This window comes from Streptomyces sp. AC555_RSS877, assembly GCF_019049245.1.
GTDB lineage: Bacteria > Actinomycetota > Actinomycetes > Streptomycetales > Streptomycetaceae > Streptomyces.
This window is the reverse complement of the sequence record NZ_JAGMUK010000104.1, coordinates 23734-37699: the sequence shown is the minus strand read 5'-3', so window position 1 is coordinate 37699 and position 13966 is coordinate 23734. Positions and strand designations below refer to the sequence as shown.

Annotated in this window: 13 protein-coding genes and 2 pseudogenes; 9 read left to right on the top strand and 6 right to left on the bottom strand. The window is 72.2% G+C overall.

Translation table 11 applies throughout. The features are described from left to right. The first annotated feature begins 13 nt into the window (after window positions 1–13). The 3 genes and pseudogenes from KUM49_RS35630 to KUM49_RS35620 form a co-directional block, all read left to right on the top strand. Complete coding sequence (locus tag KUM49_RS35630) at window positions 14–2587, top strand: hypothetical protein (protein ID WP_217241093.1); 2574 nt, start codon at window positions 14–16, stop codon at window positions 2585–2587. A 158-nt stretch (window positions 2588–2745) separates the two neighbouring features. Next, window positions 2746–2949: pseudogene (locus tag KUM49_RS35625) on the top strand (ATP-binding cassette domain-containing protein); the annotation flags it as partial. Between the two features lie 2 nt (window positions 2950–2951). Next, a pseudogene (locus KUM49_RS35620) lies at window positions 2952–3331 on the top strand (DNA-binding response regulator); the annotation flags it as partial. A gap of 106 nt (window positions 3332–3437) precedes the next feature. On the opposite strand, the gene KUM49_RS35615 reads toward KUM49_RS35620, so the two are convergent. Together KUM49_RS35615 and KUM49_RS35610 are read right to left on the bottom strand one after the other, a co-directional pair. Continuing rightward, window positions 3438–4289, bottom strand: a complete 852-nt coding sequence (locus KUM49_RS35615; RefSeq protein WP_217241092.1) for a transglutaminase-like domain-containing protein — start codon at window positions 4287–4289, stop codon at window positions 3438–3440. Window positions 4290–4318: 29 nt separating this feature from the next. Continuing rightward, window positions 4319–5341: a GNAT family N-acetyltransferase gene (locus tag KUM49_RS35610; RefSeq protein ID WP_217241091.1), complete on the bottom strand. Its 1023-nt coding sequence runs from the start codon at window positions 5339–5341 to the stop codon at window positions 4319–4321. A 140-nt stretch (window positions 5342–5481) separates the two neighbouring features. Here KUM49_RS35610 and fdxA point away from each other — a divergent pair, with 140 nt between their 5' ends. Next, on the top strand, window positions 5482–5802 hold the full coding sequence (gene fdxA / locus KUM49_RS35605; RefSeq protein WP_003985062.1) for a ferredoxin: 321 nt from the start codon (window positions 5482–5484) through the stop codon (window positions 5800–5802). 110 nt (window positions 5803–5912) lie between these two features. After that, a complete protein-coding gene (locus tag KUM49_RS35600) occupies window positions 5913–7004 on the top strand; it encodes a bifunctional succinyldiaminopimelate transaminase/glutamate-prephenate aminotransferase (RefSeq protein ID WP_217241090.1) in 1092 nt (363 codons plus the stop codon). Between the two features lie 100 nt (window positions 7005–7104). On the opposite strand, the gene KUM49_RS35595 is transcribed toward KUM49_RS35600, so the two are convergent. Together KUM49_RS35595 and KUM49_RS35590 are read right to left on the bottom strand one after the other, a co-directional pair. Beyond that, window positions 7105–7512, bottom strand: a complete 408-nt coding sequence (locus KUM49_RS35595) for an ATP-binding protein (RefSeq protein ID WP_217241089.1) — start codon at window positions 7510–7512, stop codon at window positions 7105–7107. Between the two features lie 335 nt (window positions 7513–7847). After that, window positions 7848–8822, bottom strand: a complete 975-nt coding sequence (locus KUM49_RS35590) for a heavy metal transporter (RefSeq protein WP_217241088.1) — start codon at window positions 8820–8822, stop codon at window positions 7848–7850. A gap of 85 nt (window positions 8823–8907) precedes the next feature. Between KUM49_RS35590 and dapE the strand changes: the two genes are divergently transcribed. Both dapE and KUM49_RS35580 read left to right on the top strand, forming a co-directional pair. Then, on the top strand, window positions 8908–9987 hold the full coding sequence (gene dapE / locus KUM49_RS35585) for a succinyl-diaminopimelate desuccinylase (RefSeq protein ID WP_217241087.1): 1080 nt from the start codon (window positions 8908–8910) through the stop codon (window positions 9985–9987). A gap of 122 nt (window positions 9988–10109) precedes the next feature. After that, window positions 10110–10868, top strand: a complete 759-nt coding sequence (locus KUM49_RS35580; RefSeq protein WP_217241086.1) for a TIGR00730 family Rossman fold protein — start codon at window positions 10110–10112, stop codon at window positions 10866–10868. A gap of 118 nt (window positions 10869–10986) precedes the next feature. Here KUM49_RS35580 and folP read toward each other — a convergent pair whose 3' ends face one another. Next, complete coding sequence (folP, locus tag KUM49_RS35575) at window positions 10987–11847, bottom strand: dihydropteroate synthase (protein ID WP_217241085.1); 861 nt, start codon at window positions 11845–11847, stop codon at window positions 10987–10989. Window positions 11848–12000: 153 nt separating this feature from the next. On the opposite strand from folP, the gene KUM49_RS35570 reads away from it, so the two are divergent. Beyond that, window positions 12001–12351, top strand: coding sequence for a DivIVA domain-containing protein (locus KUM49_RS35570; protein ID WP_217241177.1), 351 nt, complete (start codon window positions 12001–12003; stop codon window positions 12349–12351). Beyond that, window positions 12348–12932, top strand: a complete 585-nt coding sequence (locus KUM49_RS35565; protein ID WP_217241084.1) for a DNA-3-methyladenine glycosylase I — start codon at window positions 12348–12350, stop codon at window positions 12930–12932. The genes KUM49_RS35570 and KUM49_RS35565 overlap by 4 nt, the downstream gene beginning before the upstream one ends. 39 nt (window positions 12933–12971) lie before the next feature. Here KUM49_RS35565 and KUM49_RS35560 read toward each other — a convergent pair whose 3' ends face one another. Further along, complete coding sequence (locus KUM49_RS35560; protein ID WP_217241083.1) at window positions 12972–13775, bottom strand: enoyl-CoA hydratase/isomerase family protein; 804 nt, start codon at window positions 13773–13775, stop codon at window positions 12972–12974. Window positions 13776–13966: the final 191 nt, after the last annotated feature.

The following is a 13966-nucleotide window of genomic DNA, read 5'->3' as shown; positions in this document are numbered from 1 at the left end:
GGGAGAACCTGCCTTGAGTCGTGAAACTGACAGTCCGTCCTCCGGGCCCAACGGGCGCGGCGGAGCCGCATACCCTTCGGGCACGCCGCCGTACGGGACGCCCACGGCTTCCGACGGCGGCCCGGACGCGGGCCGTTCGGCCGCGCAGCCGGAGGAACGCAAGACCGAGACCACGCTGACGACCCGGATCCGGATCAACATCCCCGGATCCCGCCCCATTCCGCCGGTCGTCATGCGCCAGACCGTCACCGAGGCCGAGGTCGAGGGCACCGACGACGGCACGGACACCGAGGCGTCGGTGCCGGGCGCCGCCACGCCCACGGGCACCGCCGAGCCTCCCGCCGAGGCCGGTACGCCCGGTGACGAGAAGACGAGCGACTGGTTCGCGCCCCGCAAGTCCGGGCCTGCCAAGGGCAGTCCGGGCGGCGACTCCACCAACGGGGCCGGTCTGCCGGGCGGTTCGGGCCCGGCCGGTGCTGGTGCCGCCGCTGGTGCGGCTGCGCCCGGCGGTACGCGGCCCGGTGGCGCCCGTCCCGGTGGCGTGGTCGGCTCCATGAACGTGCGGGGCGGCTCCCGGCCCGGCGGTGCGAACGGCGCCGGCACCGGTGGTGCCCGCCCGGGCGGGACGAACGGCTCCGGGCTCCCCGGCGGTGCCACCGGCGGCCCTGTCGCCCCCGGACACGGCGGCGGCACCGGTTCCTTCGACGTGACCGAGGCGCTGTCCGCGGGCGGCCCCCCGCCCGGCGGCTCCCGCCCCGGCCCGGGCCGCGACGACCTGCCGTACTTCTCGGAGAACGGTAATGGCCAGAACGGCACCGGCCACAGCAGCAACGGCCAGAACGGCACCGGCCACAGCAGCAACGGCCACAGCAGCAACGGCCAGAGCGGCAACGCTCAGAACGGCAACGCCCAGAGCGCCCTGAGCGGCTACGACAGCGATCTGAGCGGCTACGGCGGCCAGAGCGGTCCGAACGGACCAAGCCCCTACGGCGGCCAGGGCGGTCCGGGCGGCCCCAGGGGGTTCAACGGCCCGAACGGCCCCGGCGGTCCTGGCGGACCCGGCCCGCAGGGCCCCGCAGGGCCCACCGGCGGCCCGGTCACCGGCGACGGTTCGCTGATGCCGCCCGGCGGAGGAGGGCCCGACACCCTCGGCGGTTCCTACGACTTCAACGGACCCGACGGGCTCGGCGGCTCCGGTGCTCCGACCGGCCCCTCCGGCCCCGGTGGGCCAGGCGCGTCTGGCGGCCGCCCCGGTTCCGCCTCCAACCCTTCCGGCCCGGCAGGCCCGGGCGGGCCCGCCGCAGGTCCTGGCGGTCCCGGCACTCCCGGTGCGCCGCTGGCCTTCGGCGGTCCCGCCGGACCCGGCAGCGCCCCCCACGCCGGGCGCGGCCCCGGCGGTGGCCTGAGTGACGACACCGCGATCCTCACCCCGCAGAAGCCGGCCCCCGAACCCGGCGGCCACGGCTACGGCGGTGCCGCCGACAACGTCTCCGGGCACACCGTCACCAGCGGTATCCCCGTCGTGCCGTCGGACCGCAACGCGACTTTCCCCCCGGGCGCCCGCACCGACGCCCCGGCGCCGCCCACGGCCCCGAAGCCCGAGTCCGGCAAGCCGGCCGCTGCCGCGTCCAAGAAGGCCAAGAAGAAGGGCCGCAACAAGCCGGCGCTCCTCGGCGGCCTGCTGATCGTTATCGCGGCCGGTGCCTACGGCGCCGGGCTCCTGATGAACAGCTCCGACGTGCCCAAGGGCACCACCGTGCTCGGCGTCGACATCGGCGGCGGCACCCGGGACGACGCCGTCGAGAAGCTCAACAAGGCTTTCGACCCCCGGGTGAACAAGGACCTGAAGCTCACGGTCGACGGCAGGACCGTCACGCTCAAGCCGGAACAGGCCGGGCTCCAGTTCGACATGGCGGCCACCGTCAGCGGGGCGGCGCACAGCGACTACAACCCGGTCTCCGTGATCGGCTCGCTGTTCGGCAACCACCGGGTCGTCGATCCGGTCATGCCGGTCGACGAGGAGAAGCTGCACGCCGAGCTCCAGGACACCGCGGGCGCTACCGGCTCGGCGACCGACGGCACGATCGAGTTCAAGTCCGGCAAGGCCGTCGCCGTGTACGGCAAGGCGGGCAAGAGCATCGACGTCACCAAGTCGACCGCGGCGGTCGAGGAGGCGTACCGCACCCAGGTGGAGACCGGCACGGCCCCCGCGGTGACGCTCCCGACGACGACCAAGGAGCCGACGGTCTCGAACGCCGAGGTCGACCGGATGATGAAGGAGTTCGCGGAGCCGGCGATGTCCGAGCTGGCCACCGTTCAGACCGACGCGACGCACAGCATCCAGTTCGGCTCCTTGTCACTGCCGAAGATCCTCGGCTTCAAGGCCGTCGACGGCAAGCTCGTGGAGACGTACGACCTGGATGCGCTCAAGGAGGCGTACGGCGCCACCTTCCAGGGTGTGCAGATCGACGGCGCGAGCGGCAAGCGGGACATCCTGCCGCAGGACGTCGCCTCCGCACTGGGCAAGGCCCTGCGCGGCACGACGACGGCGGAGCGCACGGTGGTCATCGACACCACCCCGAACTAGCGGAGCACCGCCACGACGAGGGGGCACCCGGCACCGCGCCGGGTGCCCCCTCGTCGTGCGGCACGGGACCACCGTGAGAGCCGTATGACATCTGTCATCCGTCAGTCAGGATCACCGACACTGCCGGGCTCCCGGCCCTCACGGCCACCCTGGATCCCATGACGACAACGACGGCGATCACCACCGCGGTGGTCGCGTTCGACCAGGTGAGCAAGGGCTTCGGGGACGTACGGGCCGTCGACGGGCTGACGCTCGCACTGCATCCGGGGGAGACGGTGGCCCTGCTGGGGCCGAACGGGGCTGGCAAGTCGACCACCCTCGACCTGCTGCTCGGCCTCAGTCAGCCGGACGCCGGCACGGTGCCGTGAGACTGGTCGTCCTCACCACCTTCGGCCGCCCCGGCTACCTCCGCAGCGCCATGGAGGCCGGTGCCCACGCCTTCCTGGTCAAGGACGCCCCCGCCGCCCAACTGGCCGAAGCGGTACGCAAGGTACTGGCGGGGGAACATGTCATCGACCCCACGCTGGCGGCGGCGGCCTTGGCGGATGGCGCCAACCGCTGACGGAGCGGGAGCGCGAGGTGCTGCGCGCGGCGGCGGACGGCTCCACGAACGCGGAGCTGGCGGCAGCCCTGCACCTGTCCCGGGGCACGGTCCGCAACTACCTCTCGACGGCCATCCAGAAGCTGACGGTACGCAACAGGGCGGAGGCGGTGCGGATCGCGAGGGAGAAGGGCTGGCTGTGAATCGCCGACAGGGCAGCGTCCCCAAGGGGCGCGGGGCCGTATCGGTGTGCGGCTCCGCCGCGAGGGCGCGACGGGCCACGACGTACCTGCGGTCGCGCGACAACGGTCAGTTCAACATGGACCGCGCCGCATGAGCCTGCTGCCGAACCCGAGCCGCAGCAGCCTCGTCCACCGCAACCACCACCTCGGCATACGCGTCCAACTCCGCCGCCCCCGCCACGAAGTCACCCCGCTGCACCAGCAACTGCGCCCGCTCGTACCGCAGCCGCGCAGGATGCGAAGGCAACAGCAACGACAGCTCCACCGCCCACAACGACACCTCCGACCGCTCCGGGCGCGCCGCAGCCCACGCCCGGATGTTGTTCAGGATCCGCAGCACCACCTCCAGCGGCTCCGCGGGACCGAGCATCGACGGCTGCAGCGAGGCCCCCGTCGCCCCGGCCACCATCAGCTCGGCGTCGCCCCCGGTGAGCACCCGCCCCCCGTCGAACGGATCGGCGAGGACCTGCTCGTCCGGCGGACCGAAGCCGACGACGAAATGTCCGGGCAGAGCCACCCCGTAGACCGGCGCCCCCGCCCGCCGCGCCACCTCCATCCACACCACGGACAGCAGGATCGGCAGCCCGCGCCGCCGCCGCAGCACCTCGTGCAGCAGTGAGGACTCCAGCCGCTGGTAGTCGGCAGGGGCGCCACGGAAACCGCACCGGTCCCCGAGCAGCTCGCGCAGCGACACCGCCCAGGAGCGCGGCCCGCCGGGCCGGAACGGCAGGTGTCCGGCCAGCCGGTCCAGCTCGACCTGCGCGGCGTCCAGGCCCGCCTCGTCCAGCGTGCCGTCCGCCTCCGCGCCCACCAGCAGGCACAGCGCGGACAGGTCGGGCCGCTCGGAGCGGGCTTCCTCGGCGAACCGGCGGCGCAGTTCGGCGGAGCGGTCGGGGGGCGGGGGGTACGGGGGACGCATAGCTGGCTCGTGCCCTTTCACGGCGATCGCTACCGGTGGTTTCGCTGCCGTTCGTCGTCGGCGCGTCCGGGCGCGCGGTAGTGGTGGTACGCATGGTGCGCCGCGAAGCCCATCCCGGCGTACATCGCCCGCGCACCGGCGTTGTCGGTCTCGACCTGGAGCCACGCCGCCGAGGCGCCCTCGTCGAGGGCCCGCCGGGCGAGCGCGGCCATCACGGCCGAGGCCAGCCCCTGCCGCCGTAGCGCGGGATCCACCTCGACGGCGGCGAAACCGGCCCACCGCCCGTCGACGACACACCGGCCGATGGCGGCGGGCGCGCCCGCACCGGGGACCGTCGCGAACCACACGGAAGGCCCGCTCCCCAGCACCCTCAGGGCCACCTCGCTCATCCCCTTGCGCTGATACCGGGACAGCCAGGCCTCGTCCGCCTCCCTGGACAGCACCACCGCGGAGCTCTCCGCACGGTCGGCGAGCGGTGCCAGCGCCCCGATCCACAGCTCGGCGGTCACCTCCCGCGTCCAGTCCCGCCGCTCCAGCTCCGCGCACAGCAGCTCCTGCGTGCCCTCGGCGCCGGTCGCGGTCTGGACGTAGGCGGGCAGCCCGCGCTCGCCGTACCAGCGTCGTACGGCCGTCAGGGCCTCGTCGAGGGGCATGCCCGGGTCGCCGAGCGGCAGCACCGAGTTGGCGCGGCGCGTGAACCCGGCGGCGGCCCGCAGCTCCCACTCGCCGAGATCTTGGCTCTCCACCGGTCGCCAGGCCCGGGAGGCGATGCGCGCCAGCTCCTCGTACGAGGCCGCCGGACCCCGTCGGCGGGCCGGTGCGGGCGGCACGACCTTGCCCGCGACCAGCGAGGATTCCGGAATCCGGACGCTCTCCCCGTCCCGTCGTGTGATCAGCAGCACACCGTTGTCCCATGATGTGAGAACACCCACCGTGTCGGTGAACTTCTCACCGGTCACCCCAGGTTCGCCCAGGCGCCGTACGGACACCCGTTTACCCACGTCAGCGGCGGTGATGCGGACCACGAGACGTCCGGCCGCAGATATTTCCACAGGTCGGTCCACCCCTCCTGTTCGGATCATGCCCCGGAACGGAGATACTAGAGGCGGGCATCGACGACGCCGCGCTCCCGCGCGCCAGGCGGCGGAGCCTGAGGAGGCCCGCCAGCGCCCTATCGAGGAGGAACGACAGCGTGACCTACGTCATCGCGCAGCCTTGTGTCGACGTCAAGGACAAGGCGTGCATCGAGGAGTGCCCGGTCGACTGCATCTACGAGGGCTCCCGGTCCTTGTACATCCACCCGGACGAATGCGTCGACTGTGGTGCCTGTGAGCCGGTCTGCCCGGTCGAGGCGATCTTCTACGAGGACGACACTCCGGAGGAGTGGAAGGACTACTACAAGGCGAACGTCGAGTTCTTCGACGAACTCGGCTCTCCCGGTGGTGCCAGCAAGCTGGGGCTGATCGAGCGCGACCACCCCTTCATCGCCGCGCTGCCGCCGCAGAACGGCTGAGAGCGGCCCGCGTCACCAGCGCCGCCTCGGTCCCGTACGGCCTGATCGCCTTGATCATGACCGTCGTACGGGACCGAGGCGTTTGCCGTACCAGAAAGTGAGCCAGACCCGTGTCCGCAGTCTCCGACCGTCTCCCCACCTTCCCCTGGGACAAGCTGGCGCCGTACAGGGCCACGGCCGCCGCGCATCCGGACGGCATAGTCGACCTGTCCGTCGGCACCCCGGTCGACCCGGTCCCCGAGCTGATCCAGAAAGCACTGGTCGCCGCTGCCGACTCGCCGGGCTACCCGACCGTCTGGGGCACGCCGGAACTGCGCGACGCGATCACCGGCTGGCTGGAGCGCCGCCTCGGCGCCCGCGAGGTCACCCACCGCCACGTCCTGCCGATCGTCGGCTCCAAGGAACTCGTCGCCTGGCTCCCGACCCAGCTGGGCCTCGGCCCCGGCGACCGGGTCGCGTACCCGCGGCTGGCCTACCCGACCTACGAGGTCGGCGCGCGCCTGGCCCGCGCCGGGTACGAGGTCTACGACGACCCGACCGAACTGGACCCGGCCGGTCTGAAGCTGCTCTGGCTGAACTCGCCGTCCAACCCCACCGGCAAGGTCCTCTCGAAGGCCGACCTGACCCGGATCGTCGCCTGGGCCCGCGAGCACGGCGTCCTGCTCTTCTCCGACGAGTGCTACCTGGAGCTGGGCTGGGAGGCCGAGCCGGTCTCCGTCCTCCACCCCGAGGTGAACGGCGGCTCGTACGACGGCATCGTCGCCGTCCACTCCCTGTCCAAGCGCTCCAACCTGGCCGGCTACCGTGCCGCGTTCCTGGCGGGCGACCCGGCCGTTCTGGCCCCGCTCCTGGAGATCCGCAAGCACGGCGGCATGATGACGTCCGCGCCCACGCAGGCGGCGGTGGTGGCGGCGCTGGGCGACGACACCCACGTCCGCGAGCAGCGCGAGCGCTACGCGGCCCGCCGCACGGTCCTGCGCGAGGCGCTGGTGGGCCACGGCTTCCGCATCGAGCACAGCGAGGCCAGCCTCTACCTCTGGGCCACCCGCGACGAGTCCTGCTGGACCACGGTCGCCCACCTGTCCGACCTCGGCATCCTCGTCGCCCCGGGCGACTTCTACGGCGAGGCCGGCGAGAACTTCGTACGCGTGGCGCTCACGGCCACGGACGAGCGGGTGCGGGCGGCCGTGGAACGGCTGTAGTAGAGCAGGCACAGGGAGCAGGCGGACCGCAGGCGCCGCGAGCAGACAAGCGACGGGGCCCAGGAAATCCCGGGCCCCGTCGTCGGCTTCAGCCGGGTGCCTAGCCGAGCGGCAGGCCGCCCTTCACCGGCAGCGAGTCGGCCGCCGGCAGTCCACCCTTGGTGAGGGAGTCCGTGGGCAGCCCGCCCTTCTTTGCCGTCGACGTGGTGTCACCAAGGACGTTGCCGGCGGAGCCCGCCGCGTCGCCCGCGGTCTTCTGGGCGGTGGGCGCCTCCTTCTTCACGGCCTTGCCGCCGGTCTTGCCCGCGGTGTCGGTCACGTTCTTGGTCGCACCGTCGACCGTGTTGCCGACGCTCGCCCCGTCCAGGGCGGTCAGCCCACCGAGGTTCGGGGCGGCCGGCAGCTCGGGGGCCGCGCTGGCGGAGCCGGCCGCACCGACCCCGGCAGCCGCTCCCGCAGCGACGAGCAGCGCGGCACGGGCGATCCGTCGGGTCAGGGGGAGGGACATGTTGCTCCTTTGACGGAAGAGAACGATGAAGTGTCCGACCTGCCCGGCAGTGGACCGACTGGCTGTCGGTCCGGCTGTTGATCTCCGGGCTCGGACGCAGTGACTACCGCTCGAAGCCCGGGAAGGTTGCGGCGGGCCAACGTAAAGAGTTGGCAATGCGTCGCATTATCGGCTGTGGATAAAAACGGGCAAAAGTGCCCGGTCCGAAAGTCTGCCGAATCCTTACAGCCCTTTGGTCTCAAGGGCTTCTCCAGATACGGGGGTGACGCGACGAAAACCTGCACACACCCACGCCCGAACCCGGCGGACGTAACCCTTCCGAGTGAGCGTCCGTACTACTGCGCAGTGACGATCCGGACCGAGTCCACGGTCTGCTCCGCGCCTGCGGCGCCCTCGGTGTCGGCGCTACGCCACTGGCTGTCCGTGTTCCCGGCCGTCCACTGCCGTCCCGCGTACGAGACCCGTTCGATGTGCAGCGCGGAGGCGTTGGCCACGGCCCAGTGCGCCAGCTGCCAGCCGCGCTGCCGCACACTGCGACCGGAGCCGGAGCCCGCGTCGCTCACCGGCAGCGTGACGGTCCGCCCGCCGCCTCCGGTCCCGCTCGCGGAGGGCGTCGGCGTGGGAGCCTGCGCGCCCACCTCGGCCGAGGCCGGCTCCAGCACGTCCCGCCCGAAGTCCCGCACGAGCGCCGTCCGCACCGCGTCCGTACCCGCGGCCTGCGTCGTGGCCGGACGGCCCTCGCAGGTCAGCGTGGCCGCGGACTGCCCGGTGAGGGCGGCGGCGAGCAGGGTGGCGTCCGGTTCGTGCTTGGCGTACGCCGTCGGAAAGCCGCTGCGCTGCACCTTCTGCGCGGCGACGGTCAGCGGCAGCCGCGTGTAGTCGGGCACCTTGGCCAGGTGCGTGTAGAAGGCGTTCGCCGCGTACGTCGGGTCCAGGATCTCCGTCGGCGTGCCCCAGCCCTGCGAGGGCCGCTGCTGGAACAGGCCGAGCGAGTCGCGGTCGCCGTGGTCGATGTTGCGCAGCGCCGACTCCTGGAGCGCGGTGGCGAGCGCGATCGTCACGGCCCGCTCGGGCATCCCGCGCCCGGTTCCGACGGCCGCGATGGTCGCCGCGTTCACCGCCTGCTCCGGCGAGAACTGGTACGTGGCTCCGTCGCTCTTGCCCGAGACGACCTTGCAGCCTGGTGTGCCCGCGCCTCCGGTGAGGTACTGCACCACGAGGTAACCGGCGACGGCACACATGACAACCAGGGCCGCCAGGGATCGAAACAGGCGGCCGTGGCGCTTGGGAGTGGGGGACAGCTCTGGCACGCGCCACAAGATACTGGAGAGTACTGTGCGGCTGCGCCGGGTGCGGAAAGTCTGTGCGAAGGCACGGGGCGTTAGGGTCGACAGCATGGCCGACACCTCACTTGACCTGACGCTGGACGCAGCGAAGCTCACCGCGCAGCTCGTGGACTTCCCCTCCGAGAGCGGCTCCGAGAAGCCCCTCGCGGACGCGATCGAGATCGCGCTGCGCGCCCTGCCCCACCTGACGGTCGACCGGTACGGCAACAACGTCGTCGCCCGCACGCACCTGGGCCGCCCGGAACGCGTCATCCTGGCCGGCCACATCGACACCGTCCCGATCGCGGACAACGTCCCCTCCCGGCTCGACGACGAGGGCTACCTGTGGGGCTGCGGCACCTGTGACATGAAGTCCGGGGTGGCCGTGCAGCTGCGCATCGCGGCGACGGTCCCCGCCCCGAACCGCGACCTCACCTTCGTCTTCTACGACAACGAAGAGGTCGCCGCACACCTCAACGGCCTGAAGCATGTGGCCGCGGCCCACCCCGACTGGCTGGAGGGCGACTTCGCCGTCCTGCTGGAGCCGACGAACAACCAGGTCGAGGGCGGCTGCCAGGGCACGCTGAGGGTGTTCCTCAAGTTCAAGGGGACACGGGCGCACTCCGCGCGCGCGTGGATGGGCTCCAACGCGATCCACGCCGCCTCCCCGGCTCTCGCCAAGCTCGCCGCGTACGAGCCGCGCAAGCCCCTCGTGGACGGCCTCCAGTTCCACGAGGGCCTCAACGCCGTGGGCATCGAGGGCGGCGTCGCCACCAACGTCATCCCCGACGCCTGCACCCTCGTCGTCAACTTCCGCTACGCGCCCGACCGCAGCGAGGAGGAGGCGGAGGCCTTCGTCCGGGACTACTTCGCGGACTGCGGCGTCGACGAGTTCGTCGTCGACGACCACACCGGCGGCGCCCGCCCCGGCCTCACCCACCCGGCCGCGCAGGCCTTCATGGCGGCCGTCGGCGGCGAGGCCCGCCCCAAGTTCGGCTGGACGGACGTGGCCCGTTTCAGCGCCCTCGGGGTACCCGCGGTGAACTACAGCCCCGGCGAGCCGCTTCTCGCCCACAAGGTGGACGAGAAGGTGAAGGCGTCTCTCATCCCGCAGGCGGAGGAGCGCCTGCGGTCGTGGCTGACGGCATGAGGGGGCGCGTGAGGCCGTGATGATGCTTGACGGCGCTTCATGGCGGACATGCTCACGTCCCCCGTCCGTAACCCGCGTAGATCTACGCTGAGGTGGAAAGACGGCAAGCGGAGGGAGCGCACATGGCTACTGGCAACCCCGAGGGCAAGAAGCAGCCACCGGAGGAGCAGCGCCTGGGACCTGTCCTCCGGAGGCGGGAACAGGTCCAGGCCAGCACCACCGACCAGCGTCTGCTGGACGCGGGCGGCCCCTCGGACTGGGTCCACACCGACCCGTGGCGGGTCCTGCGCATCCAGTCGGAGTTCATCGAGGGCTTCGGCACACTCGCCGAACTCCCGCCCGCCATCAGCGTGTTCGGCTCCGCGCGTACGCCCGCCGACTCGCCGGAGTACGAGGCGGGTGTGCGGCTCGGCCGCGGCCTGGTGGAAGCGGGCTTCGCGGTGATCACGGGCGGCGGCCCCGGGGCGATGGAAGCCGCCAACAAGGGCGCCTGCGAGGCGAAGGGCATCTCCGTCGGCCTGGGCATCGAGCTCCCCTTCGAGCAGGGCCTCAACCCCTACGTCGACATCGGGCTCAACTTCCGCTACTTCTTCGTCCGCAAGATGATGTTCGTGAAGTACGCCCAGGGCTTCGTGGTCCTGCCGGGCGGCCTCGGCACGCTGGACGAGCTGTTCGAGGCGCTGACCCTGGTGCAGACCCAGAAGGTCACCCGCTTCCCGATCGTCCTCTTCGGTACGGAGTACTGGGGCGGGCTGGTGGACTGGCTGAAGAACACGCTGATCGCCCAGGGCAAGGCCTCCGAGAAGGACCTGCTCCTGTTCCACCTCACGGACGACGTGGACGAGGCGGTGGCGCTGGTGTCGAAGGAGGCGGGCCGCTAGCGGGGCGCCATCTCAGCCCGCCGGCGTTTGAGGACGAGGCCGTTCAGGCCGAAGCGGGGGTCTGGGGGCGGCAGCCCCCAGGGACGGGCCGGGAAGGGGCGGCGGGGGCGGGAAAACCCTACGCCAGCCCCCTCCGCGCCACCGCCGGCGCCCGGTGCCCCGCGATCGACGCCACCATGTCCACCACCTGCCGGGTCTCCGCCACCTCGTGCACCCGGTACACCTGGGCACCGAGCCACACAGACACGGCGGTCGTGGCCAACGTCCCCACCACCCGCTCCTTCACCGGCCGGTCCAACGTCTCGCCCACGAAGTCCTTGTTGGACAGCGACACCAGCACCGGCCACCCGGTGTCGACCATCTCCCCGAGCCGCCGCGTCGCCTCCAGACTGTGCCGCGTGTTCTTCCCGAAGTCGTGCCCGGGATCGATCAGCACGGACTCCCGGGGCACCCCCAGCGACACCGCACGCTCGGCCAGGCCCACGGTCACCCGCAGAATGTCGGCCATGACGTCGTCGTACGTCACCCGATGCGGCCGCGTACGAGGCTCCGCGCCGCCCGCGTGCGTGCACACCAGCCCCACCCCGTACCGCGCGGCGACCTCCGCCAGCCCCGGGTCCACGCCGCCCCACGCGTCGTTCAGCAGATCAGCGCCCGCTTCGCAGACGGCCTCGCCGACCTCCGCGCGCCAGGTGTCCACGCTGATGACGACATCGGGGAAGCGCCGCCGGACCTCCGCCACGAAGCCGACCGTCCGCCGCGCCTCTTCCTGGGCCGTCACCTCTTCGCCCGGCCCGGCCTTGACCCCGCCGATGTCGACGATGGCCGCGCCCTCCGCCACCGCCTGCTCCACGCGCGCGAGCGCCGGTTCGTCGCGGAAGGTGGCTCCCCGGTCGTAGAAGGAGTCCGGGGTCCGGTTCACGATCGCCATGATCACCGGCTCGTGCGCGCCGAATTCACGCCTGCCCAGCCTGAGCATCCCCTGTGACCTCTTCTCGTACGTCGTGGTCCTCGGCGTCCGTGACCGCCTGCGACCCTAACTGTCAGACTCGCATGGCACGATCGGACCCTGACACATTCGACGCCGGCGCCCAGCACGTCGGCACGGATCATGGGGACCTCAGCGATGGTTATGTTCTTGTTCCTGGTCATCGCGCTGGCCGTGGTGGTCGCCGCGGTGACGCTCGCCGTCGTGGGGGGAGGCGAGGGCAGCGGCCCGCTGCCGGAGGCGGCTCCGGAGCGTCTGCAGGACCCGCTGCCCCCGGACCGCCCGGTGAACCGCGCGGACATCGAGACCCTGCGCTTCCCGCTCGCCGCCCGCGGCTACCGCATGGCGGACGTGGACGACGCGCTGGGCCGCCTCGGCGCGGAGCTCGCCGAGCGGGACGCCCGGATCGCCGACCTGGAGTCCGCGCTGGCCGGGGCGCAGGCCGCCGTGCACCACGTCTCCATGGAGAAGCCGGCACAGGAGGAGCGGCCGTGAGCGACAAAGCCGCCCTCGCCGGTCCGGACGGCGCGCTGCGCTGCCCCTGGGCCCTGTCGGCCGCGGAGTACGTGACCTACCACGACGAGGAGTGGGGCCGCCCGGTCCACGGCGACGACGCGCTCTTCGAGCGGCTCAGCCTGGAGGCCTTCCAGTCCGGCCTGTCCTGGATCACGATCCTGCGCCGCCGCCCCACCTTCCGCGCCGCCTTCGCCGACTTCGAGATCACGAAGGTCGCCGCCTTCACGGACGACGACCGCACGCGCCTGCTCGCCGACGCGGGCATCATCCGCAACCGCGCCAAGGTCGACGCGACGCTCGCCAACGCGCGCCTGCTGGCCGACTGGGCCCCGGGCGAACTCGACGACCTGATCTGGTCCCACGCCCCCGACCCGGCGGCCCGCCCGACCCCGAAGACCCTCTCCGACGTCCCCGCGGTCACCCCCGAGTCGACCGCCCTGTCGAAGGCCCTCAAGAAGCGCGGCCTGCGCTTCGTCGGGCCGACGACGGCGTACGCGCTGATGCAGGCGTGCGGGCTGGTGGACGACCACCTGGAGGCATGCGTGGCGAGGCGGGGCTGAGCCCGCCCCCGCCCCGCGCCCTCGGCCCCGCCTCCTGGCTCAGCGGCCGAGGTACTTCGGCTTCTCCTTGTTCACGAACGCCTGCACCGCGATCGCGTGGTCCTCGGAGGAACCCGCCCGGGTCTGCAGCTCGTCCTCCTTCTCCAGGGTCTCGGCCAGGGAGTGGGACAGCCCGTAGGCCATCGCCTCCTTGATCGCCCCGTACGCCACCGTCGGCCCCTCGGCCAGCGCCCGCGCCACCTTCTCCGCCTCGGCCCGCAGGTCGGCCGACGGCACGACCCGGTTGGCGATGCCCAGCTCGTACGCCTCCTGGGCCGTGATGCTGCGTGGGAAGAGCAGCAGGTCGGCCGCCCGGCCCGGTCCGATCACCCGGGGCAGCGTCCAGGAGATGCCCGAGTCGGCGGTCAGCGCCACGCCGGCGAACGACGTGTTGAAGGCCGCGGTGTCCGCCACGATCCGGTAGTCCGCAGCCAGCGCGAAACCGAATCCGGCCCCGGCCGCGACGCCGTTCACCCCGGCCACGACGGGCTTGCGCATCTCCGTCAGCGCCCGCGCGACGGGGTTGTAGTGCTCCCGCACCGTGCTCATGGTGTGCCCGGTCCCCGCCTCGCGGTCGGAGGCCAGCAGCCCGATGTGCTCCTTGAGGTCCTGCCCCACGCAGAACGCCCGCTGTCCGGCGGCCGTCAGCAGGACCGCCCGTACGGCCTCGTCGGCCGCCGCGGCCTGGACCGCGTCCCGCAAGGCGACCTTGGTGGCGATGTTCAGCGCGTTCATCGCCTCAGGGCGGTTCAGCACGATCGTCGCGAGTCCGTCGTTCACCTCGTACAGCACGGTGTCGGCCATGGCGTGTCCCCTCCGGTCCGCGGCTCGGACGTACTCGTCGGTACGTCCCTGTGTCCGAAGGACAGCATGGCGGAGATCACCGTCCGGGGACCGGACCGGACGTGTGACCTGCGTCAAAGATTTCGGGACCGCTTCCGCTCGGCGGATGTCGTTGCGGCGGCGAAGTATCGCAGTCACATCGCCGAATTGAG

Excerpts from the sequence above, each read along its gene's own strand:
- KUM49_RS35615 (WP_217241092.1), bottom strand. The coding sequence starts at position 4,289 with ATGCGTCCCCCGTACCCCCCGCCCCCCGACCGCTCCGCCGAACTGCGC.
- KUM49_RS35595 (WP_217241089.1), bottom strand. The coding sequence starts at position 7,512 with ATGTCCCTCCCCCTGACCCGACGGATCGCCCGTGCCGCGCTGCTCGTC.
- dapE (WP_217241087.1), top strand. The coding sequence starts at position 8,908 with ATGGCCGACACCTCACTTGACCTGACGCTGGACGCAGCGAAGCTCACC.
- KUM49_RS35580 (WP_217241086.1), top strand. The coding sequence starts at position 10,110 with ATGGCTACTGGCAACCCCGAGGGCAAGAAGCAGCCACCGGAGGAGCAG.
- folP (WP_217241085.1), bottom strand. The coding sequence starts at position 11,847 with ATGCTCAGGCTGGGCAGGCGTGAATTCGGCGCGCACGAGCCGGTGATC.
- KUM49_RS35570 (WP_217241177.1), top strand. The coding sequence starts at position 12,001 with ATGTTCTTGTTCCTGGTCATCGCGCTGGCCGTGGTGGTCGCCGCGGTG.
- KUM49_RS35560 (WP_217241083.1), bottom strand. The coding sequence starts at position 13,775 with ATGGCCGACACCGTGCTGTACGAGGTGAACGACGGACTCGCGACGATC.